18 protein-coding genes are annotated in these 23,281 nt (G+C 55.1%); 11 read left to right on the top strand and 7 right to left on the bottom strand.

Annotated elements, in window-relative coordinates; all coding sequences use genetic code 11:
* The first annotated feature begins 149 nt into the window (after positions 1–149).
* Both LKO31_RS07985 and LKO31_RS07980 read left to right on the top strand, forming a co-directional pair.
* A complete protein-coding gene (locus LKO31_RS07985) occupies positions 150–968 on the top strand; it encodes an IclR family transcriptional regulator domain-containing protein (protein ID WP_227689775.1) in 819 nt (272 codons plus the stop codon).
* Positions 969–1,149: 181 nt separating this feature from the next.
* Entirely contained in the window at positions 1,150–2,481 is a 1,332-nt protein-coding gene (locus tag LKO31_RS07980) for an MFS transporter (RefSeq protein ID WP_227689774.1), read from the top strand.
* 82 nt (positions 2,482–2,563) lie between these two features.
* Here LKO31_RS07980 and LKO31_RS07975 read toward each other — a convergent pair whose 3' ends face one another.
* The 6 genes from LKO31_RS07975 to LKO31_RS07950 all read right to left on the bottom strand — a co-directional run bounded on the left by LKO31_RS07975 (position 2,564) and on the right by LKO31_RS07950 (position 8,740).
* Positions 2,564–3,343: an enoyl-CoA hydratase-related protein gene (locus LKO31_RS07975; protein ID WP_227689773.1), complete on the bottom strand. Its 780-nt coding sequence runs from the start codon at positions 3,341–3,343 to the stop codon at positions 2,564–2,566.
* A complete protein-coding gene (locus LKO31_RS07970; protein WP_227689772.1) occupies positions 3,343–4,122 on the bottom strand; it encodes an SDR family NAD(P)-dependent oxidoreductase in 780 nt (259 codons plus the stop codon). The genes LKO31_RS07975 and LKO31_RS07970 overlap by 1 nt, the downstream gene beginning before the upstream one ends.
* Positions 4,123–4,139: 17 nt before the next feature.
* Positions 4,140–5,654, bottom strand: coding sequence for a class I adenylate-forming enzyme family protein (locus tag LKO31_RS07965; protein WP_227689771.1), 1,515 nt, complete (start codon positions 5,652–5,654; stop codon positions 4,140–4,142).
* A 32-nt stretch (positions 5,655–5,686) separates the two neighbouring features.
* Positions 5,687–6,853, bottom strand: coding sequence for a thiolase C-terminal domain-containing protein (locus tag LKO31_RS07960; RefSeq protein ID WP_227689770.1), 1,167 nt, complete (start codon positions 6,851–6,853; stop codon positions 5,687–5,689).
* Between the two features lie 31 nt (positions 6,854–6,884).
* Complete coding sequence (locus tag LKO31_RS07955) at positions 6,885–7,346, bottom strand: Zn-ribbon domain-containing OB-fold protein (protein ID WP_227689769.1); 462 nt, start codon at positions 7,344–7,346, stop codon at positions 6,885–6,887.
* A gap of 206 nt (positions 7,347–7,552) precedes the next feature.
* The gene (locus LKO31_RS07950; protein ID WP_227689768.1) at positions 7,553–8,740 is read right to left on the bottom strand and encodes a cytochrome P450; all 1,188 of its coding nucleotides are present in this window, start codon (positions 8,738–8,740) and stop codon (positions 7,553–7,555) included.
* Between the two features lie 299 nt (positions 8,741–9,039).
* Between LKO31_RS07950 and LKO31_RS07945 the strand changes: the two genes are divergently transcribed.
* On the top strand, positions 9,040–10,686 hold the full coding sequence (locus tag LKO31_RS07945; protein ID WP_227689767.1) for a GMC family oxidoreductase: 1,647 nt from the start codon (positions 9,040–9,042) through the stop codon (positions 10,684–10,686).
* 76 nt (positions 10,687–10,762) lie between these two features.
* Positions 10,763–11,980, top strand: a complete 1,218-nt coding sequence (locus LKO31_RS07940; protein WP_227689766.1) for a cytochrome P450 — start codon at positions 10,763–10,765, stop codon at positions 11,978–11,980.
* Positions 11,981–11,992: 12 nt separating this feature from the next.
* On the opposite strand, the gene LKO31_RS07935 is transcribed toward LKO31_RS07940, so the two are convergent.
* Positions 11,993–12,574, bottom strand: coding sequence for a metallophosphoesterase family protein (locus LKO31_RS07935; protein WP_227689765.1), 582 nt, complete (start codon positions 12,572–12,574; stop codon positions 11,993–11,995).
* Positions 12,575–12,921: 347 nt separating this feature from the next.
* On the opposite strand from LKO31_RS07935, the gene LKO31_RS07930 reads away from it, so the two are divergent.
* The 7 genes from LKO31_RS07930 (at position 12,922) to LKO31_RS07900 (ending at position 23,238) form a co-directional block, all read left to right on the top strand.
* A complete protein-coding gene (locus LKO31_RS07930) occupies positions 12,922–14,136 on the top strand; it encodes an acyl-CoA dehydrogenase family protein (protein ID WP_227689764.1) in 1,215 nt (404 codons plus the stop codon).
* Positions 14,137–14,163: 27 nt separating this feature from the next.
* Positions 14,164–15,306, top strand: a complete 1,143-nt coding sequence (locus tag LKO31_RS07925; RefSeq protein ID WP_227689763.1) for an acyl-CoA dehydrogenase family protein — start codon at positions 14,164–14,166, stop codon at positions 15,304–15,306.
* A gap of 3 nt (positions 15,307–15,309) precedes the next feature.
* Entirely contained in the window at positions 15,310–16,281 is a 972-nt protein-coding gene (locus LKO31_RS07920) for an acyl-CoA dehydrogenase family protein (RefSeq protein ID WP_227689762.1), read from the top strand.
* 4 nt (positions 16,282–16,285) lie between these two features.
* Positions 16,286–17,410: an acyl-CoA dehydrogenase family protein gene (locus LKO31_RS07915; protein WP_320443487.1), complete on the top strand. Its 1,125-nt coding sequence runs from the start codon at positions 16,286–16,288 to the stop codon at positions 17,408–17,410.
* A gap of 71 nt (positions 17,411–17,481) precedes the next feature.
* Positions 17,482–18,648, top strand: coding sequence for an aromatic ring-hydroxylating oxygenase subunit alpha (locus LKO31_RS07910; RefSeq protein ID WP_227689760.1), 1,167 nt, complete (start codon positions 17,482–17,484; stop codon positions 18,646–18,648).
* 35 nt (positions 18,649–18,683) lie between these two features.
* Positions 18,684–20,186 carry an aldehyde dehydrogenase gene (locus tag LKO31_RS07905; RefSeq protein WP_227689759.1) on the top strand — a complete coding sequence of 501 codons (1,503 nt, stop codon included), beginning with the start codon at positions 18,684–18,686 and terminating at the stop codon, positions 20,184–20,186.
* Between the two features lie 883 nt (positions 20,187–21,069).
* Positions 21,070–23,238: a TonB-dependent receptor gene (locus tag LKO31_RS07900; RefSeq protein ID WP_227689758.1), complete on the top strand. Its 2,169-nt coding sequence runs from the start codon at positions 21,070–21,072 to the stop codon at positions 23,236–23,238.
* The last annotated feature ends 43 nt before the right edge of the window (positions 23,239–23,281 follow it).

Here is a 23,281-nt window from a genome sequence, read left to right as displayed (position 1 = left end):
GTCCGTATGTTCTATATTCGACCCGTTCTAATATCTTCACGCTGCTGTCAATCCCTTCAATGGCTTGACGAGATGGCATAAATTGTGAGAGGTTTGGTCAATAATCGCACATAGAGTGCGGTTGGGGGGATATAAGGAGTTAAGCTAGAGTGGACACCAAAATTGCAAAGACCGGTGCAGAGCTGCAAGGCAGCAGCCCGCCGGAGGGTCGTTATTTGCAAAGTGTCGACCGCATGGGCGGATTTGCCAAAGGCTTGGCCGTGATTGAGGCTTTTGGACAAGGGCGCAATACATTGACGATTGCCGAGGTCGCGCGCTTGAGCGGGCTTGATCGTGCGTCGGCACGGCGATGCTTGTTGACATTGGTCGAGGCGCGTTATGCGACAACGGACGGGCGCTATTTTGAACTGACGCCGCGCATTTTGCGATTGGGCCATTCTTATTTGGCGGCATCATTGCCCAGACTGATTCAGCCGACGCTGGACCAACTTTCTGATAAGCTGCTTGAATCCTGCTCTGCAGCGGTGCTTGATGGGCATGAGGTGGTGTATATCGCCCGCGCGGCGCACCACCGCATTATTGGGCCGGGGTTGCATCCAGGCAGCCGATTGCCTGCTTTTTGTTCGTCGCTTGGCCGCGTGATGCTAGCGGCGTTGCCAGTGGATCAGGCCAAAGCTATTTTGACCAATAGCGAACGTCCTGCGATCACCAGTCATACCTTAACCAAGGTTTCGGACATTATGGCTGAACTGAAGCAGGTGCGGGAAAATGGTTATTCGATTATTGATCAGGAAATGGAAATCGGGTCGCGATCCATTGCTGTGCCAATTGTGAATTTTTCGGGACAGACAATCGCTGCGATCACTGTGGGGGTGCATGCGGTGCGGGCGGAGATTGATCGCCTGCGCGAAGAGATTTTGCCGCCGCTGCTGGACGCTCGGGCACAGTTGGCTGCCATTCTGCCGTAAGGCTCGCGTTTTTCGATGAACGAAAGGGGCGGTGGATAATGCCGCCCCAAAACTTACCCCATATCTTTGGTTCGATTAGCATTTAGCGGTTGACCGGCATTTTATATTAGTCAAATATCGCACTATTGTACGAATATAAAATGATATCCTATCTAGCGATATCGTTGGGGAGGATATTTATATGGCCGATGCTGAGATTGTGGGTAAAGCGGGGACCGAAAAGGGGGCCGGTTGGCGCAATTGGCTGATCGCGGCGCTGTTGGCGGCCTGCTACACACTGTCTTATATTGATCGACAGATCATCAGCCTGCTGATTGAACCCATCAAGCGGTCGCTTGAACTTACAGACACACAGTTCGGCTTGATGCAGGGGGTTAGCTTTTCTTTCTTTTATGTGGCGGCGTCGTTGCCGTTGGCGTGGTTGGCCGATCGAACACGTCGTTCACGCTTGATTAGTGTGTGCGTCACCTTTTGGAGCTTGATGACGATGGCCTGTGCTTTTGCCGGAAACTTCTGGCAAATGCTGGCCGCGCGTATTGGCATTGCGGCGGGCGAGTCCGGTTTGCCTCCTGCGGCGCTATCCACCCTAGCCGACCGTTTTGACACCCGTCGACTGGCCACCGCCACGTCTCTCTTCATGCTGGCGCCCTTTTTGGGCGGAGGGTTTGCCTTGGCTGGCGGCGGGGCGCTTTATGCCGCAATTGGTCGTTGGGATCGGACGGATCTGCCGATATTCTCGGGGCTCGAAGATTGGCAATGGGTGTTTTTAATTGTCGGCGCGCCGGGTTTGATTGCGGCCTTGCTGCTGTTGCTGATCCGCGATCAGAAACCGCCCGTCCATGTGCAACGCAAGGGCGTTGGCGAATTGGTGCAGTTCTTCCGGCAGGAATGGCGCGTTGCAGGCGTATATTGTCTGGCGGTCGGCCTGTTGATGACGGTGTTGAGCAGCTATGTCACATGGCTGCCCGCCGCCATCATGCGATCCAAGGGTGTGGACGAGGCGACAATGGGCACTTTATTTGGCCCGATTTATTTGTTGGCGGGGGCAAGCGGCACAATTTCGGCGGGTATTTTGATTAGCCTACGCGGGGGGACTGATCCCGTGAAGGCGATTTTACGCTATATGCTGCTGATGTTGGCGTTGCTGTGGCCTATTGGCGCATTTGGCCTGCTTGGATCGTCTTTTCATCTTGAACTGGCCTTAATGGGTGTTGCCCTGTTTCTGCTGAGTTCGGTAACCAGTCTGTCGTCTTTGCCATTCCAATATATTGCCCCCGTTCATTTGCGGGCACAAGCGCTGGCGGTATTGGCGGCGGTGGCGGCGATGTTTGGAACGGGCCTTGGTCCAGTGTTGGCGGGTTTGATCAGTGACAATCTGGGGTTTGCGGATCACCCTATGTCGCTTTCCTTGTCGATCCTTGCGGGGGCGGTGTTGCCGATTGTTATGGCGATGCTGGCCTTCACCTTGCGTTATCATGCCCGTAGTCGGCTGGACCTGAAATATCTGGCATGAGCATTACGAAGACAAAAAAATCGCCGACCTATTCGGGTCGGCGATTAATGGCTGGGTTCTGATAGGAGCTGTTTTGTGGGCGTTAACGCCCCGTCCAAACTGGGGCACGTTTTTCAGCAAAGGCGCGCGGGCCTTCAACCCAGTCTTGGGATGTGCGAAGGTCGCGCATCGCTTGGCATCCCCATTGGGCGATCATGGCGTCCGCGATGGGGCGATCTAGGCCATGCTGCATGGCTTGTTTTGCCGCTTGAATGGCCAGCGGGCTGGCTTTGCAAATTTCGCGGGCCCAGCGTTTTGCGGCGGGAAGAACGCCTTCTTCGCCGATCACGTCGTTCACAAAGCCCAGTTCCAGCCCCTGTTGTGCGGATACGCGCTCGCACGTCATGATCATCTGCATCGCGCGGCGTGGGCCGATCGCCCGTGGCAAACGGTGCAATCCTCCGGCCAGCGCGGCCATACCGATCCGTGCTTCGGGAAGGCTGAATGATGCTGTTTCCGCTGCCAGCAAAATATCACAGGCCAAGGCAATTTCAAAACCGCCGCCCAGCGCATAGCCATTTACCGCCGCAATCACTGGCTTTACGTTATTGGTACGAGCCGTCAGTCCAGCAAAGCCCGACGACGGCAGTACGGGCGTAACCCCGCTGGCCTGAAATTTCAAATCATTACCAGCGCAAAAGGATTGATCCCCCGCGCCAGTGATGATGGCGACCCACTGATCGCTATCCGCTTCAAATGCATCGAGGGCATGATGGCATTCCCAATGCGCGGGGGGATGCAGCGCATTGCGGGATTGTGGCCGATTCAGCGTTATGGTGGTGATCGGCCCGTCCCGATCCACCGTGATAAATTCATAATTCATCAGCGCGGCCCCATGCGCAGCGCGCCATCCAAGCGCACGTCCTCGCCGTTGAAATAGCTGTTGCGGCACATTTCCAGCGCGAGGCTGGCATATTCCGCTGGGCTGCCCAAACGCTTGGGGAAGGGCACATTGGCGGCAAGCGTTTCTTTGACCTGCGGCTTGGCTGTAGCGAATAAAGGCGTATCGAAAATGCCAGGAAGAATGGCGTTCACACGAATGCCTTCGCGCATCAAATCGCGGGCGACGGGCAACGTCAGGCCCACGATGGCCGCTTTGGACGATGCATAAGCGGCTTGACCCATTTGGCCATCCTCTGCCGCGACAGATGCGGTGTTGATGATCACGCCGCGCTCGCCATCTTCCATGGGGTCGAGCGTCATCATGCCCGCTGCCGCTTGGGTGATGCAGCGAAAGGTGCCAACGATGTTCAGCAAAATTACTTTTTCAAAACCATCCAGAGGAAAGGTTTCAATCGCGCCAGTTTCCCTGTTGCGCGATGCGGTTTTAAACGAATTGCCGCGCCCTGCACAGTTGATCAAAATACGTTCTTGCCCATGGGCGGCCCGTGCTTTTTCAAATCCAGCGGCAACCGATTGATCGCTAGTAATATCCACTTCGCACATCAGGCCGCCGATGTCGGCGGCGACGGCTTCACCGCGTTCGCGGTTTAGGTCAAACAGAGCGACTTCGACACCAGCCGCCGCCAAAGCGCGTGCTGTTGCTTCGCCCAAGCCACTGGCCCCGCCGGTTACAACGGCGGAGCATCCGGAAACGATCATAAATTATCCTTTGTTGGTCAGCGCACGCGTTGAAGGCGGGCGGACGCATCTTGATAGAGGGCGCGCAAAGCGGGCTTTGAAATTTTGCCGGATGGCAGACGGGGCAGTGGCTCATCCTCTAGCGTGACATAGCGCGGCACTTTATAGCTAGCGAGCGCGCGGTCGCAGTGGGCGATGATATCCGCGATCGACAATTTTGCCGTTTCGCCATAAATTACCGCCATAGGCGTTTCGCCAAAAGCATCGTCATTGGCTGCGATAACAGCCACTTCCTCGACACCGTCGATTTCCGCGATCACTTTTTCAATTTCCGCCGCCGAAATATTCAGCCCACCGGAAATGATGATATCTTTTAAACGATCCACGAAGGTCACATTGCCGATTTCATCCACTTGGCCCAAATCGCCGGTGTGAAACCATCCGTCTTTCAGCGCGTCGGCTGTTGCTTCGGGATTATTCCAATATCCGCCCATCAGGGACGATCCACGAAACAGGATTTCACCGACGGTTCCGGGCGGGGCCAGTTGGCCATCCTCGCCCGCAATAGCGAATTCGTTAAACAAGCCGCCACGGCCGCATTTTTCCGGTGCGACGACTGCGGTATCGTCGCGCGCGGCCCAGCCGCCGCCAGCTTCGGTACAGCCATAGGCTTGGCGCAAAATAACGCCCTTGTCGCGCCATAATTTGAGCAGCGATACCTTGACGCGGGCGCCCGCAATCTGACCGAAATATAGGTTGGAAAGATCGGCATCCGCAAAGCTAGGAAGGGCGGCTATGCGTTCAAAAAAGATAGGCACGGCCAAAAACATGCTGATCTGTTTTTCGACCAACAGGCGTAAGGCGCGTTCCGGTTCGAATTTGGTTTCCATATAAATGCTGACGCCGGTCGCCAGAAATTGCAGAAACAACAAATATCCCGATTGAGAGCTGAACGGTCCAAGCGAGAGAAACCGTGCGCCCTTGCCGCAGCGCGGTTCCATGACCGCAAATTCGCAGGCATAGGTCATGACCCCGCGCTGCGTTTGGATAACGCCCTTGGATTTGGCCGTAGACCCGCTGGTGGCGATGACGAACATTGGGGCATTTTCATCGGCCATCAACGGCAAATCTTGCCGCGCGCCGTGGCGCAAGGCGCTGATGTCATCTAGGCTACGCAAGATGGTGGTACCGCGATCACCCAATCCCTCAATTGCCACCGCTTCGCGTTCGGCATCGGTAAACAAGAAGCTTGGTTCAAAATTCTCAATCGCTTCAGCAATTTCTAGGGGGCTGGAACGAAAGGTTAATGGTGTACCGATGGCCCCAATTTTGGCCAATGCCAAAATCAAAACAGCATAGGGCAGGGAATTGAGCGATACGATCATGACCCGATCACCGGACCGCACGCCATTGTTCAGCAGATGGTGTCCAACACGGGCGGACCAGTCATGAATTTGGGCATAGCTGACCGCGTCATCATCAACGCTGAGTGCAACATTGTCGGGAATTTCTCTCGCCCACCAATTAAGGGCGCTGGCAACGGTAAAGGACATTTATCGGCCTTTTCGTGTGGATGTGGTTGGGGTCATAATGTTTCTTCGCTACCCAGCAGGCCGGTGCTGCTCATCGTATCGCCGGGGCCGCCGGTCATGAGGGACAATTTGGCGCCCATTACCTGATTGACGGAATCTCCGCGTATCTGGCGTACCGCTTCGGCGACCAAACCCATGCCGTGAATAAAGCCTTCGGCCAGATCGCCGCCCGACGTGTTCACTGGCAATGTTCCGCCCGATACGATCAAATTGTCGAACCGGATGAATTCGCCCGCATTTTCTGGCGTGCAAAACCCATGGTCGATCAAAGAACCAACGCCCATGCCGGTCATATTCTGATAAATTTGCGCGACATCAACATCTTTTGGACCATAGCCCGATTCAGCCCACATGCGGGTTGCGACACCCACTTGTCCGGCAAAGCTATAGGGGCGGATATTTTCTTCCAAGGCACCGCCGCCGTTTAATGTGCCCATGGGTGCGGACAAAATATAGGCTGGCTTTTTGGCCAGATCGCGAGCGTGCTCTGCGGACACGACCAAGACAGCGCAGGCACCGTCATTTTCCCGCGAACAATCGAACAGATTATAGGGTTCTGAAATCAAGCGCGCGTTGTCATATGTTTCATCATCCAACACGGTGTTGCGACCATAAGCGCGCGGATTGGTTCGGGCATGATGATAGGTCGCTTGCGCCATGGCTTTGAGTGTATCGCGCGGGACGCCATGTTTTTCAATCATGCGCTGGCTGCGCAGGGCAAGGATTTGGGCTGGCGATTCCAGACCGTTGACCAGATATTGGGCCGCCGTATCGCCTTGTGCCACCATAACGCGCAGGCGCTGCGTGCTGCTTTCCGCCATGGCGCGATAGACGACGACCGCTTTGGCTTGTCCGGTGGCAACGGCCATGGCCGCAATGCTAAGCGCGCCAGGAATGCCGCCGCCGTGGATCCATGCAAGAGATGCAAAGCGCACTTCTTTCGTGCCCAACGCCGACATGAGTTTTTGCGCGTCATTGCGTTCAGAAGCATAGGAAATAAAGCCGTCGACATCTGCAGGATCGATGCCTGCATCTTCGCACGCGCCGACAATTGCCTGCAACGCCAGCTTCAGTTCCGGATGGGGGGATGCGCCGCGCTTATAATAAGGCGTCTGGCCGATCCCGACTATGGCGGCTGCGCCGCGCAACTTCGACATCATAATATCCTTTAGAAATATGGGAAAAAGCGCCTTAGGCGCGAAGGCCCGATGCCACGGGCCGCCAGACGATGGAGGGATATCCCTTTGTCTTTTCTGATGGGGGCAGAATGTGGCCGACAACATCCGTTCCAATACGCGGATCTTCGTTGAGGCCATCCATTGTGCCGTCGAACATACCCATCACGCGCGCGCCGCCAGCATGGGGAATTTCGACCACCGCTGAAACATAAGGCACGTCCTCGGCGCGTTCAGATACGCGATCAAACGCATACCAACTGCGCGTCCATGTGAAAATTTTGCCCTTTGGCTCGACGACATTCCAGCGCATTTCCCACGCGCCGCAACTGCCGCAGCGAAAATGTGCGGGCCACATCCACGTGTTGCAGGATGCGCATGTTGGAAGGCAAAATTCTCCGCGTTCCAGCCCGCGCCAAAATTCATCGTCTGCGCCAATGCCGCCCACGATCTTCACTTGCTCGAACTTATAGTCCATCTCTGCTCCCTCTGGCCTGCTTATGCTAGGCCCCATTCCCATGAAGTGAGAATGGTCGAATATAGTACGTTTGGTCGATCATCGTATAGCGCCAAGTTTGACGGGCTGCAATCTGCTTTGCAACATTACTGGCCTGTATCCGCAAAACTAGGCGGCGTATCCGTTTCATATAGTGCATATATTGCGCGCCGCCCATGGCTGGGCTGTCAGCTATGGCGTTCGAAAATCATGGGCAGGCTGGTCAAGCCTTGATTGAGGCCTGATCCCAATTTGCAGGGCCGTTCGGGATCGAGCTGAAAATTGGCATAGCGTGCCAATATTTCCTGTAAGGCCACGCGCATTTCCAACTTGGCGAAAAAAGATCCGACGCAGCGATGATGGCCCGCACCAAAACCAAGATGCTGGTTCGGGCAACGATCAAGCCGGATATCGTCGGGTTGGTCAAAATGTGCCGGATCGCGATTGGCCGCGGCAAAGGCCAAGAGCAATTGGTCCCCCGCCTGCAATGACGTGCCGCCCAATTGGGTGTCCGCCGTTACGATACGTCGCAAATAGGTGGAGGGTGAAGCAAAGCGCACGGCATCCTCGATCAGATTGTCGATAAGGGCAGGGTCTGCCCGAAGACGTGCGACATCATCAGGGTGCTGGGCCAGCCACCAGATCGCGGTTGCCAAGGCTATGGCTGTTGTATCAAATCCGCCAATCAGAAACAGGCGGATCATCGACACTTGTTCGTCGTGGGTTAAATTGCGGCCATCGACCGTTCCCATCAGAATGGACGAAAGCAAATCTGCTTTTGCGTCCTTGGCATGGGGGCGGCGCTCGGTGATGATCCGACCGACATAATCGGTTAATTTCTGTGCGGCGCCTGTTCGTACGCCGGTCGCGACCTCTTGGTGCAATTCCACGACCAATTCGTCCAGCACCATCGCATCGTCCATGGGAAGGCCCAGCAGATCGATGGTCCCCAATACGGGCAACGGCCGAGCAAGACGGTCGACAACATCAAATCGCAATTGATCACCAATCTTGTCCAGCAGCCCCGTCACAATGCGGCGAACGGACGGCTCGCGTTCGCGTATTTTTTGAGGGGTCAGAAAAGGAGTGAGCAAAGCACGATAGCCGCGATGCAGCGGGGGATCGACTTCGGCTGGTATATGGGGGCTGCGAACACCGTCGGGGGCTGGCACCGTTATGCCATCGCCCGAAGCAAAGCGGCGGGGATCGAGCAGGGCGGTCATCAAATCTTGATGCCGTGCGACAATATGGAAGCCGCCATGGCTGGGCATGAAAGCCAGTCCATCGGCGTCGCGCATAGCAGCCCAGATCTCTTCCGCCCCGTCGCGGGCATCGGGTGCGTGTATATCAAGGTCTGGCAAAATGAGCTGTGGCATATAGTCTCCGACATTCGGGCGATTATCGTTCATATGGTATATATTCGCACTTTTGAGCGCGGGTTATGGGCACTGTCAAGCCGTGATCCGCTGGTGATGCGCGCGTGCGAATTTCCGAGCCGCCACATGAAATGCAGTGCTAGGTTTTGGATCATATTCTTGGGATATGATTGGAATCTTGACGTCAGTGAGTTTGTTAGCGTAAGTCGATTTCAGCACGTATGAGCGATAATCGACTTACGCGGAGAGAATGGAATGTCTTACATGATGGTTCGCAGTGTAGCATCCGGTGGCTTCGCATGAGCGCGGCTTATATAGAGCGGATGGGCGACCAATATGACTATATCATTGTCGGCGCGGGGTCGGCAGGCTGCATTATGGCGAATCGCCTGTCGGAAAATCCGGCGCATCGCGTTTTGCTGATCGAAGCGGGCGGCGCTGATCGTCACCCCTTCATTCATATGCCCAAGGGCTTGGCTAAAATCATTGGCAATTTGAAACTGATCTGGCCTTTTATGACCGAGGCCGAGCCCGCATCCAACAATGCTGGCGAATATTGGGCGCGTGGACGCACATTGGGTGGCTCGAGCGCGATTAACGGCATGATGTATGTGCGGGGGCAGGCGTCGGATTATGATGCACTGGCTGAACAGACTAGCGCTGATTGGGACTGGGCGCATATGGGTGCCGCCTATAAATCGCTGGAGCAGCACGAATTGGGCGCAGCGGAAACGCGCGGCGATCAAGGGCCGCTGCACGTCACCATGCCAACGGACCGCAGCCCATTAACGGATGCTGCCATCGCGGCCGGTGTCGAAATGGGCTATGCCGAGCAACGGGACGTCAATGATCCGTCCGACGATGCGCGTGTGGGCTATGCGCCGCGTACTATCTATCGTGGCAAGCGGGAAAGCGCGGCGACGGCGTTTCTGCATCCCATTCGGTCACGTCCCAATTTAACCGTGGTCACGGGCGTGGTTGTGGATCATTTGCTGTTTGACGGGCGCCGCGTCGCGGGCGTTCGCGGCACGCGGCACGGTGCATCGGTGGAATATTGGGCATCGCGGGACACGATCCTAACTGCTGGGGCCTTGGCCACACCGGCCATACTTCAGCGGTCGGGCATTGGTCCGGCTGGTCCATTGTCGGCCCTTGGCATCGATGTGGTTCAGGATGCACCGGAAGTTGGGGCCAATTTGCGCGAACATCGCGGCATTGTGATGCAATGGCGGGTGCGGGACAAGGCATCGGAAAATCGCCAATTTCAGGGCTGGCGTCTGGTGCGTAACGCCATCCGTTATGCACTTTGTAAAAATGGCCCCATGGCCAGCGCGGCCTATGAAATCGGGGCTTGGTTCAAGCTGTTGCCGGACAGCACAAGACTGGACAGCCAATTTCTGATTGCACCTTATACCTTTGACTATGACAGTCCGAAATTGCGGGTGGAGCCATTTGGTGGAATCAATATCTGTGCCTATATGCTGCGCCCTGCATCCACTGGCACCGTAATGATCCGTACGGCGGCGTCCACCGATCTGCCTGTCATATCTCCGCGTTTTGCGACCGCAACCGAAGATCGCAGCCACATGCTGGCATTGATGCGACATGCACGCGATTATGTTCAGCAATCCGCGCTCGCCCCTTATGTGATCGAGGAAACGCGGCCGGGATCGCAATATCAAAGTGACGATGAACTGGCGGAAGCGCATCGCCGATTTGGTTATGCCAATTATCACGCCTGCGGCACATGCCGAATGGGACAAGATGATAGTGCGCCCATTGATCCACGCTTGCGCGTGCGCGGCGTCGATGGATTGCGGGTAGCCGATACGTCTGTTTTTCCGTTTATGTTGGCGGGCAATACACAGGCACCAGCGATGGCGCTGGCATGGCGCGGTGCGGACTTGATTTTGGAAGATGCGGCTGGGTTCACCGCCGGAAAATGACATCAGTGCCCGACGAGACCTAGGTTTTTAAACAATATGACGATCGAGGGATGACCCGATCCACAGGAGAGAGAATATGACGGATCAGTCCTTACGGGCGCTCGTCCCAGATTATGTCAAAGACGAGCAGATTTTTGAATTTGACCATTTTATGGATCGCCGGTTCGAAGTGGACTTGCAAAAAGGGTATAGCAGCCTGCACCGCGAGGCGCCGGACATTTTCTATACTCCGCGCAATGGCGGTTTTTGGGTGGTAACACGCTATGACCTGATGGAAAAAGTGCTGCGCGATACCGAGCATTTTTCCAATCGGGAACTGGATATCCCCAAATCCAACAGCCCGTTTGTGATGATTCCGCTGAACCTTGATCCGCCGGATCACTTGCCATTCCGCATGGCTTTGATGCGGCATTTTGATCCCAAGACCATCCGCGCCATGGAGCCAAAGCTGCGGGAATGGGCCAATCGGCTGATTGATGCGGTGATCGACAAGGGTGAATGCGAATTTGCCGAAGGCGTTGGCGCTGCGTTCCCCGTATCGGTGTTCATGGAACTTATGGGATTGCCGCTGGAACGGTTCGAAGAATTTCGGGTGATTGTGCTGGAATATTTTGGTCCGACCACGTTGGAACGCCGCATCGAATTGCAGGAGCATATGATGAAAGTCATGTGGGACGAATTTGAACAGCGCAAAACCGATCCGCGTGACGATTTGATGACCAAGCTGGTCAATGAAAAGGTAAAGGGGCGCCCGCTAACGGACGAAGAACTGCAGTCCATCGGGTTTTTGCTGTTTATTGCGGGGTTGGATACAGTTGCCAATACGCTGGGATTCACATTCCGCCAATTGGCGCTGCATCCCACTTTACAGGATCGCTTGGTCGCGGATCCTGAATGCGCGCAAAATTTTGTCGAAGAAGCGTTACGGCGCTGTTCCATCGTGCAGCAAACGCGGGTCGTGAAAAAGGATTTCGAACTGGCAGGCGCGCATTTTCATGTGGGTGACATGGTGTCCTGTCCGTTGATGTTGGGCGGAATGGATGATCGCAAGAATGACAATCCAGACGTGATCGATATTGATCGTGCCAATCGCAGCCATCTGGCATTTTCTACCGGCCCGCATGTTTGCATCGGCAATTTTCTGGCGCGCATGGAAATGCGCATCATGGTTCAGGAATGGACGCGGCGTATTCCACGCTTTTGGATTAAGCCGGGCACGCAGGCCCATTGGCGCGCCGGCGGCGTTGCGGCCCTGTCTGATTTATATTTACAGTGGGACAAGCCGCAGGCCTAAGCATAGGCTATATCAATTGGTGAGGCAGAAATCGGCGATCTCCGCCTCACCAACTTGGGTATCAAATATGGCGTAGCTGAGCATGTTCTGGTCATCGACCAAGCGGCCATGGCCCAGCGATCCCGGATTGACGACATAGACATCCTGCACCATTTGCAAAACCGGATGGTGCGTGTGGCCATAGAATAAGAGGTCACGGCCGCAATCGCCGAAGCGAGTGAAATCGGGACTGTGCGGGAAAATATAGTCATAGCGATCGGACCATGATGTCGCATGGGTCAGCAAAATATGCAGGCCATCCATGTCGAGTTCAAGGCGGCGAGGCCTTGTCCTCAGCCACTCCAGCAGTTCTGGATCAATCCATTCCGCAGACCGCGCGCGGGAATGCAGGGGGCTGAAGAACATCTCTTCATGATTGCCCCAAATGGTCAGGGCATCCCGTTCCTTGAGGATGCCGACAACATCATTGGAAAAACGAAATTGATCGATGGCGTCCCCTAGGCAAAAAAGTTGATCAATGTCGCCCATTTTTTCCAGCGCCATATTCAGCGCGGCGGCGTTGCCATGAATATCGGAAATGATTCCCAGTCGCATTTTTTAACAGCCTTTTTCGCCCTTCTTGCGCAGCTTTTACGGGATGATCGCTGGCAAAGCCTGATCCTGATCCACTTGTTAGATTCTGTGTCCGGCAACCGCTTGACAAGCATCGTAAAAGAAGACAATGATCTTATATAGAACACGCGAACGTTAATCGCACAAATTGAAAATGCGAAAGACGGACTCTTTTCTTCCATGGATGGGGTTTCCCATCAGAATCGGAGGAATTGGGTGATCGCCCGCAGCGTCTTCAGCAGTGGTTGGTTTTGGCCATTGTTGCGCAAGCGACAGGGCGGCGTATCGCATAGGGAATAAGGATGTCGGGATAATGCTCAGGGGCTTATATGATCAATGAGTTGAAGCATCTTGAAGGATTCCGGCAAGAGGTCAGGGGCTGGTTACAGGCCAACCTGCCGGCAGACTGGCAAGAACGGATGACCGGAGCGTCTGAGGAAGAGCATGTTGCTTTCCAGAAATTCTGGTTCCGCAAAATGATGGACGGCGGATATGGCGCTCCGCATTGGCCCGCCGAATGGGGCGGCAGCGGATTTTCTTTTGCGCAGCAAATTGTCCTGTATGAAGAAATTGCACGCGCGGGCGCACCTCGGCTGATTTTATATTTTATCGCGCTCTACCATGTGCCTGCGACTTTGCTTGCATGGGGGACGGATGAGCAGCGTCGTCGCCATTTGCCAGCGGTGTTAAGCGGCGACGAAATTTGGTGTCAGGGCTTTTCGGAACCCAATGCGGGGTCCGATCTGGCTAGTCTGCGTTGCCGTGCCGAACGACGCGGCGATCATTATGTTGTGAACGGCCAAAAAACATGGTCGTCCAATGCGCATCACGCCCGTTATTGCCTGTTGCTGACGCGGACCGACCCCACGGCGACCAAAACGCGCGGCATATCTTATATGATTTTGGATCTGCAAACGCCCGGCGTGTCGCTGCGGCCGATTAAGCAGATCACGGGGGCATCGCATTTTAACGAGATTTTTCTGGATGATGTCAAAATTCCAGTCGAAAATCTGATTGGTCCCGAACATGGCGGTTGGGCTGTGGCGCAATCGACCTTGTCGTCGGAGCGCGGCCTGACCATTTTGGAACTGGCTGAACGGATGCGCCATGGTTTTCAAATGCTGTTGGATGCTGCCCAATCGCCGTCACCAATGGGTGGCCGATTGATTGACGATGATGAAATTCGTCGCCGACTGGTTGATATATATGCGCGCATTCAGGCGCTGCGGCTGTTAGTCAACAATATGCTGACCCGCGTGATGGAAGGCGCTGGGGCTGGTGTCGAACCGTCGATCATCAAAGTATATTATAGTGATTTGCTGCGCGATTTTACCGATCTGGGGGTCACGCTGGGCGGTGCGAACGCGCAATATCTACAGCCTGTGCTGATGGGTTGCGGCAATGAAACCGGCAATTGGATGCAGGATTATCTCTATTCCTGGGCGTGGACCATTTCCGGCGGCAGCAGCGAAATTCAACGCAATATTATCGCGGAACGCGCGCTCAATTTGCCGCGTGAACCCAAGCTGGCCGGCGTCAAGTGACGGCCGCACAATCGACAAGGTGGTGACATGGAGTTTGGATGGACATCGCAGCAGGAAGAATATCGTCAGCGCGTTCGCGCGGCGTTGGATGACCTGTTGCCGGATAATTGGGACGAAACCTATGTTCCAGAAAGCTATGCCTCGGATTTGCAAATTGAGTTTTCACGCGAATTTTGCGCGAAACTAGCCCAGCGTGGTTTACTAGTGCCGCATTGGCCCCCGGAATTTGGCGGTGCTGGCGGTGCGGACTGGGATCATTTCATCCTTGGCGAAGAAATGAAGGCCGCAGGCGAGCCGCGCGGGCCGCAATATATGAACGTCAATTGGATCGGCCCCACGCTGATGCAATATGGTTCGGAAGAGCAAAAACAACAACATGTCACGGGAATATCCAGTGGCAAAGTAATTTGGTGTCAGGGTTTTTCCGAACCCAATGCGGGTACGGATCTGGCGTCGCTGCGCACGCGAGCTGAGCGCGATGGTGATCATTATGTCGTCAATGGATCCAAGATTTGGACATCCTATGCGCGTTTAGCAGATTGGTGTTTCCTGTTAGCGCGCACGGGACCAAGCCGGAAAGATATCTCCATTTTGCTCGTGCCGATGGATACGCCAGGCGTGTCGGTCACCTCTTTCCCTGGGCTGATCAAGGACGGGCATCTGAACGAAGTTTTCTTTACAGACGTGCGTGTGCCTGTGGAAAATCGCGTGGGCGGAGAGGGCGAGGCGTGGAAGATTGTGACCCATGCTCTGTCCTATGAACGTGTGGGTGTGCCGCGCTATCATGTCGGACTGGAAGCGTTGAAGCTGGCGATCGAACAACTGAAGCAAGAAGGGCGATATGACAATGATCCCATCGTCCAATCGCGGGCTGGGATGATTGCTGCCAAATTTGAAGGCGCAAGAATGCTGACCTATTTGGTGGTGGATCAGCGCGTGAAGCGTTTGCCACCTAATACTGATGCCAATCTGTCGCGCGTTGGCTCCTTGGACGCGGTGACGGACCTGATGAACTTTCTGGCAGAATTTCTGCCCGATGCGCTGGCTGGGGGCGACCCCTTGCTGGAGGATTATTACCGCATCAATATTCCGGCGGGGGTTACCGGCGGAACCAATGAAATCCAACTAGACTTGGTGGCCCATAATGGGCTGGGTCTGCCACGGGGCTGATTTATGGACTTTCACTTTACAGAAGATCAGGATGCCCTGGTTTGCGCGTTGCAATCAATTTTGCAGGACCATGCCGAACTGCCGCAGGCGGAGCGTTTCAGCTATTGCTATTTCAATGAAACGCTTCAGAAAATTTTGACGGAAAGTGGTTTTCTGGACGCTGGTCATGACATCGGCGCCTTGGAAGCCGCGCTGGTGGTGGCTGAAACAGCAAAATTGCCCGTGATGGTGGAAACATCCGCAACGGGGCTGGTGGCACCGATGGTGCTGGCGGGCGAAAAACTGGCCGGTCCGGTGGCGCTGGCCAGCGTGCGGAATCTTGAAAAAGCGCACCGCAATCTGACCATCGCCCAAACCATGCTGGTCGATATGGGCGATGATGTTGCCATTTTGACCATTGATCCCGCGCAAGTAGAGCCCGTTAACAGCATCTATGGCTATCCATATGGCCGCTTTGTGACGCCGCCAGATTTGGCGACGGCTCGGCTATTGGTTGGCCAGGGCGCGGTGCTGCGGCAATGGTGGCGTGTGGCCATCGCCGTTGAAACGGCAGCGGCGTCCATGGCGGCCATTGATTTCACCGTGGATTATGTGAAGCAGCGGCATGTGTTTGGAAAGCCCGTGGGCTCATTCCAAGCGGTGAAGCATCGATTGGTGCAATGCAAAGCCTATGCCATGGCCACCCATTATCTGGCTATGCGGGCGGCGTGGAGCGCCGATCCGGTCCATGCTGATTTTGCGGCCTGCCATGCCCAGCAGGGCGTTCAGAAACTATTGTTTGATATGCATCAATTCCATGGCGGAATGGGTGTGACAACGGAACATATGTTGCATTTCTGGACCTATCGCATTCGCGCATTACAAGCCGAAGCGGGCGGTGTTTATGGCGCAGCGATCGATATTGCTGACCGGCTATGGTCAGATGGAACGCAGCCTGTAAATCTGACCAGCGCAGCGCGCAGCGAAGCGGCGTAAGGAGATGGCAATGGAAGAAAATGGCATTGCGCTTGACGAATTACGCGATTCAATTCGGCAGGTTCTGAGCGAACATCACGCCCAAGTAGGGGATCAAATTCCCGACGAGAATGGGCGCCCGCTTGATCAAAATTTATGGGCCCAAATGACCAATCTTGGCTGGCTGGCGCTGGGCATTGATGAAAAATTTGGTGGGCTGGGATTGGGCGCGGCGCATGTGGCCGTGCTGCATGAAGAATTGGGGCGCAGCCTTGCTTCTGTTCCCGTGACAACCACGCTGATTGCTGCTGAGGCAATTGGTCAAGGCGGCAGCGATGCCCAGCAAGCGGCTTGGCTTCCCGACATGGCTGCTGGCGGCGTTATGGCATCTATCATGCTGCCTTTTGCCGTAACGGCTTCGGCGGTTTTGCCAGCGGTGGTCGATGGCCGGATCAATGGCGTCTATGATCATGTGCCATTTGCCGATGCCGCGTCGTTGTTTTTGCTGCCCGTCGTTCAGGCTGATGCGACGCTGGGTCTGGCGCTGCTGAAGGCGGACGGCGATGGTGTGTCGGTGCGCCGCCAGCCTGCGGTTGACTTGACCCGTACCCTTGGCGCCGTCCACCTGACCGATGTTGCGGTGCAGGCCCAAGACTTGATCCCGCTAACGGATCGGCTGCTTGCCATTTTACGCAGCCATGGTGACGTTGCGCTGGCCTGTGACGCGGTTGGTGGAGCGGCTGCGGCGTTGGAGCGGACGATTGAATATCTGGGCGTGCGCGAACAATTTGGACGGCCCATTGGTTCATTTCAGGCGTTGAAGCATCGCGCGGCCAATTGGAAAGTCCAGTTGGAAGCGGCAACCGCCTTGGCGCGCCATGCCGCCGAAGCCGTCGCTGCCCAAGAAGCGGATGCCGAAACTTTGGCGGCCAGCGCAAAATTTTATTGCTGCGATGTCTATGCCGCTTTGGCGGCCGACGCCATTCAGTTGCACGGCGGCATTGGTTTCACATGGGAGCATGTGTGCCATTTATTCTTGAAGCGAGCGAAGCTGAACCAACAAATTTTTGGCAACAGCGCTCAGCATAAAGAACGGGTCGCACGCCTTGCTTTTCCTGGGTTTGGGATAGCAGCCGAGGACGGCTGTTAAGGCGACCAGTCGGCAAATCAGCAACGCAAATTCCTCCGCTTAGAGTTTAACAGGATCTGATGGAGAACATCATGGGTCAGGATATGATCAACACCACGCTTACCGAAGGCCAACAGCGTTTGCTAAACGCTATGCCGGAATTGGCGGATTGCGCTTTTCCCCAAGTGCGCGATGCCATTCCCGCTGCCAATTATATCGATCCTGCGCGCTTTGACGCAGAGATGGTAACGATTTTCCGCCGTGAACCCGTTTTGGCTTGTCCTTCGGCTTTGCTGCCCGAAGCGCGGGCTTATACCCGTGTCGATCTGGCTGGGATGCCCGTGCTGATTACCCGCAACAAAGATGGCGAAGCGAAAGCCTTTGCCAATGTGTGCCGCCATCGCGGCATGAAATTGTGCGTTTCGAATGATCCAGTGAAGGCTGGACGCATTGTATGCCCTTATCATGCTTGGACCTATGATATGGACGGCGCGCTGATTGGCTTGCCGCGCGCGGAAACTTTTCCGGGCTTGGACAAGAAGGATTTGGGACTGTTCCCATTGCCTTGCGTGGAAGCGGGCGGGTTGATCTGGGTTGGTCTTGATGCCGATAATCCGCCAGATTTCGCACAGGTGCGCGGCGAATTGGAAGCCGATTTTGATGCGCTGGGTCTGGGCCGGATGCAGGTTTATGATCGAACCACGTTCAAGGTTGGTGCGAATTGGAAGCTGGTCATGGATTCCATGCTCGACAGCTATCATGTGACGCGATTGCACAAGGATAGTTTGGCCCGTTTCTTTGTTGATTCCGAAAATGTCATTGATCGCATCGGACCGCATATTCGCAACGCAGCGCATCGTGGCAATTTCGAAAAAACCAAGATTTCGACAGATTTCGAAGAAATGCGCCAAATGATGGTGTTTTCTTATATCCCATTCCCGAACGGCATCATTGTCGCCAGCCCGGAATTTATCAGTCTGGGTATCGTGCGCCCGATCGCCACCGATCAATGCGAAGTCGATTATTATATGTTGATTAATCAGCCACCGGCGGATGAGAAGACGGAAAATCGTATGCGCCGGTCGTTTGAACTGATGGGCCGCGCTTTTGGTCAGGAAGATTATTGGGCGGCTGAAATGTGTGACAAGGGCCTGCGTTCCGGCACGATGAAGGAAGTTCATCTGGGCGGCATGGAAATCCAAATTCGCATGTTTCAGGACGCGGTAACCGACCGTCTGAAAAAGGCAGGGCAGGCCTGATCGGCGCTGCGGTTCAAAAATAATTGGAGACGATCATGACACAGGCCATCCGCGACTTTCCGATCAGCCAAGCTGACAAGCTGTTTATTGATGGGGAATGGGTCGCTGCTTCTAGCGGCGAAACGATTGACGTTATTGCACCCGCGACCGAAGAATTATTTGTGCGTGTGGCCGCCGCGACAGCAGTTGATATCAACCGCGCTGTCGCATCGGCGCGCGCGGCATTTGATACCGGTCCATGGCCGCGCATGAGCCATGTTGAACGCGCTGGCTATATGATGGAAATGGCGCGTTTGCTTGATGCACGCGCCGCCGATGTTGCTTATATCTGGCCCAATGAAATGGGCATATTGCACAGCACAGCCAGCGCCCACGCCACAGGCGTCAGCGGACTGTATAAATATTATGCCAGTCTGGCGACACGTTTCCCGTTCGAAGAAGAGCATCGTACATTTTCGGGAGCCAAGGCTGGATTGCTGGTGCGTGAGCCGGTGGGCGTAGTCGGCGCGATCATTCCATGGAATGGCCCCATTTCCTTGATTGCGTTCAAGCTTGCTCCCGCTTTAATCGCTGGCTGCACCGTGGTGATTAAAGCGTCACCAGAAGCGCCTGGCCATGCCTTGTTGATGGCTGAAATCGCCGAAGCGGCGGGCTTGCCGCGCGGCGTGATCAACGTGGTCACGGCGGATCGCGGCCCATCGGAAGCCTTGGTTAGCCACCCCGGCATCGACAAGATTTCTTTTACGGGGTCGACTGCTGCGGGGAAAAATATCGCATCGGTTCTGGGTGGCCGCATGGCGCGTTACACCATGGAATTGGGCGGAAAATCCGCCGCTGTTATCTTGGATGATTATGACATCGAAACGGCGGCGCGCACCATTGCTGCTGCGGCGCCGGATATGACGGGGCAAGTTTGCGCCTCGCTGACGCGCGTGATCGTCAGCCGCCATCGCCACGACCAATTGCTGGAAGCCTTAAGCGCGGAAATGGGCAAGGTGCGGGTGGGTGATCCTTTTGATCCCGCATCCGGCATGGGGCCGCTGGCAACGGCACGCCAGCGCGAACGGGTGGAGGGCTATATTGCACAGGGCAAGGCCGACGGCTTTACGGTGGGAACGGGCGGTTGTCGTCCATCGCATCTGGAACGGGGCTATTTTGTTGAACCAACTGTTTTTGGCCATGTCGACAATAAATCGGTGATTGCGCAGGAAGAAATATTCGGACCTGTCCTGTCGGTTATTCCAGCCGACAGCGAAGCGGATCTGCTGGCCATCGCCAATGACAGCCCATTCGGCCTAAATGGCTCGATTTTCACCAATGACGTGGACAGAGCCTATGCGGCGGGCCGCGAATTGCGTTCCGGCACCGTCGGTCACAATTCGATCCGTATGGATTTCACCATTGCTTTTGGTGGTTACAAGCAATCCGGCGTGGGCCGTGAAGGTGGGATAGAGGGACTGCGCCCTTATTTGGAAACCAAGGTGTTGTTGCTTGATGGCATGCCCTCGCATCGTCAAGCCGAGACGCCGGCCACATGATCCTCTGGCGTGGCACCGCAAGTCGGTGTCACCCTTCTGATCGTTCAGGGCCGGATGTAATGAATTGGCCGAGCAGAACTGGCGGCGGCTGTTTCGAACGCCGCTGGGTAGGGGCGGCTGACCGAGCTGACGCGCGATGACTGATCATCCTGTGGTTTTATTCTGACCATTTTGCCGACCATGACCCCGCCATCTTGTGCCAACTATCATCAGGCTATTATCAAGGGCGGGGTCAGCATTGTCGAAATGGCTGGATATACACCGCAAGAGCAAGGCGATGTGTCTAAGGCAGCGGTCTTCCCATCATCCATAAATGCACGGCTGTGCGCCATGTGCGCGCTGCGGTGCACATGGGTGTGGCTGTCATGTTCATCCACGGATTGGGATGCGGGCTGGTGCAGGGTTTGTTTCATCACAAATCATCATGCGCCCAATTGTTGGACTGGATGATCGCGGACGGCAGCGCAGATGATATCCGTTGATGTTGGTGGGGACGCATAATCTATCGCCGCTGAAACGGAGCGCCAGCACGCATAATGGTTACAAAGCGGTTCTGCGTGGGCGCTGATTCCGAAAGCGGTCCATTGTCCGTTGCGGGGGCCGCGCAATGTTGATCGGATTTGCCAGCCATGATGCCGCCGCGACGCACGGGGCGATGATATTTAGGACCGCACCGCAGCGCATAGCGCGCTTTAATTTTACCTGCGCGATGGCTGATCCTGCTCGCTAGCGGCACATCCCGCGCGCAGTTTGGATGGGCGTTTCATAATTTCCATTCCTGTTTCAGCGACTTGCAAAACATACGCCGTTGACAGAAAAAATTTGCCGACTTATATAATAAATGGTTACAAACGTACGAATAACGTACATCTTGGGAGATGTTATGACGATCACTGTTTCCTATCTGCATTCGCCTCGCGCCGTTGCGCGTGGGTTGCGGGTATCTGCCGCCATGTCTGCCTTGGTGCTGGCGGGTGTGGGCGGTGCGGCCTTGGCGCAGGATACCGCGCTGCCTCAGGAGCAGGCTGTGGTCGATTCCATGGACATCGTCGTCACCGCACAGCGGCGGCAAGAACGTTTGGAAGATGTGCCTATCTCCATTGCGTCCATCGGCGGCGCGGCGCTGGAAAATTCAGGCGTTACGCGGGTCAGCCAATTGCCAGCGCTGGTTCCCGGTTTGCGCCTTGACCAGTCCGGTACTTTCGCGCAGCCGACCATTCGCGGCGTGGGCAGCTCGGTCGCAGGGCCGGGCCTTAGTTCCAATGTTGGCACCTATGTTGACGGTTTTTATATTCCGAACAGCCTGACGTCTGATCTGTCGTTCATGAGCGTGGAAAATGTGCAGGTGCTTAAGGGGCCACAAGGCACTTTATTTGGCCGCAATGCCACGGGTGGTGCGATTTTGGTGACCACCAAGGCCCCGTCTTTCACCCCAACGATGATGGCGCGGGCTAGCTATCAAAGCTTTGATCGTCTGAATTTGGGCTTCTACGCGTCCACCGGTCTGACCGACAAGCTCGCTTTGGATGTGACCGGATATTATGAGCGCGGCGACGGATTTGTTACAAGCCTGATCGACGGCCATTCCGAAGCGCGGTTCGAAAAATGGGCCGTGCGGTCCAAGCTGCTTGCCGAATTGAGCGACCATGCCAAGCTGACTTTGGCTTATTCGCATCAGCGTTCGGATGACCCAACCTTTGTGGCCAAAAATGTCTATCGTGGCCTGTCTGCCGGATCGGAAGTTTCCGGTGCCTTAATCCCATCGGATCGCGGCGATGTTGCCAATAATTATGAAACGCAAAGCCGCATTAACGGCGATGCGGTATATTTGACCGGTGAATTTGATCTGGGTGATGTGACCCTAAAATCCTATACGCAATATCGCGACGAACGGGTTTTCATTGCTAATGACAATGATTCATCGTCGGAATCGATTGTGCATTCCAATTATCAATCCATCGATAAGGCCTTCACGCAAGAACTGAATCTGTCTGGCAGCATGGGGGACCGTTTTAACTGGTTCCTAGGCGGATATTATTTCTGGAATGACATTGCCTATCCTTCGGTCAATGTTTCATCACTCGGTGCACCCTTTGTGAAAACGCAAGGGTCGGTCAACACCACCAATGCTTATGCTATATTTGCCGATGGTACTTATAAGATTGGCGATCGTTTGTTCCTGACGGGCGGGCTTCGTTACAGCATCGAAAAGGCCGATCTGCATCTGGATTTGCCCAGCGATGGCATCCATCATGGCGAGCGCACATGGAAAAGCCTGACCCCGCGCGCGGTCGTGCGCTATGAAGTGGCGGATCGTGCCAGCATTTATGCGTCCTACAGCAAGGGCTTTAAATCAGGCCAGCTTCCCGCCAGCAGCAACCGTATTCTGCCTGTTGATCCCGAAAAAATCGACGCGTTTGAAATTGGTTATAAAATGGCACGGCCCGGCCTGCGGTTCGATATGTCGGCTTATTATTATGACTATAAGGATCTTCAGGTAACGGCTTTCCTGTCACCAGGATCGATTGTTCGCAATGCGGCGTCTGCCGAAATCTATGGTGTGGATGCACAAATCACCGCCGAACTTACCCCTCGCTTCAGCGTCACTTTGGGCGGTGCCTATACCCATGGCCAGTACAAGGATTTTGATACCGCGGTACGCTATGTGCAGCAGCCATCGGGATTCTTCGCTGTCGAAACGGTTGATGCCAGTGGCTTTGCAATGCAGCGCGCGCCCCGTTTTACAGGATCGGCGGATGTGAATTACAAGCTGCCTGTGGGTGGCGGCGAATTGCTGTTAAATGGCAATCTTTACTACACCAGCCGCATTTATTTTGATCCGGTTGAACAATTTTATCAGAATAAATATGCGCTGCTCAACTTGCGGGCGACATATACTTTGCCCGACACGGCGTGGTCCTTCTCGATCTATGGTACGAATGTGACGGATAAAGCTTATCGCAATCAGGTTCAGCCCGCCACGGCGGCTGTGCAGCAAGGCTATGGCGAACCGGCGTCTGTCGGTGCTTCGGTTCAGTTCCGCTTTCATTAATCAGGGTGGCCGGATGAACCTATTCTCTTTGCTTTATGATGGG

Origin of the sequence: Sphingopyxis yananensis (assembly GCF_020687785.1) — a bacterium.
Taxonomy (GTDB): domain Bacteria; phylum Pseudomonadota; class Alphaproteobacteria; order Sphingomonadales; family Sphingomonadaceae; genus Sphingopyxis; species Sphingopyxis yananensis.
The sequence above is the reverse complement of the archived record's forward strand: the minus strand, read 5'-3'. Positions and strand labels throughout refer to the sequence as shown.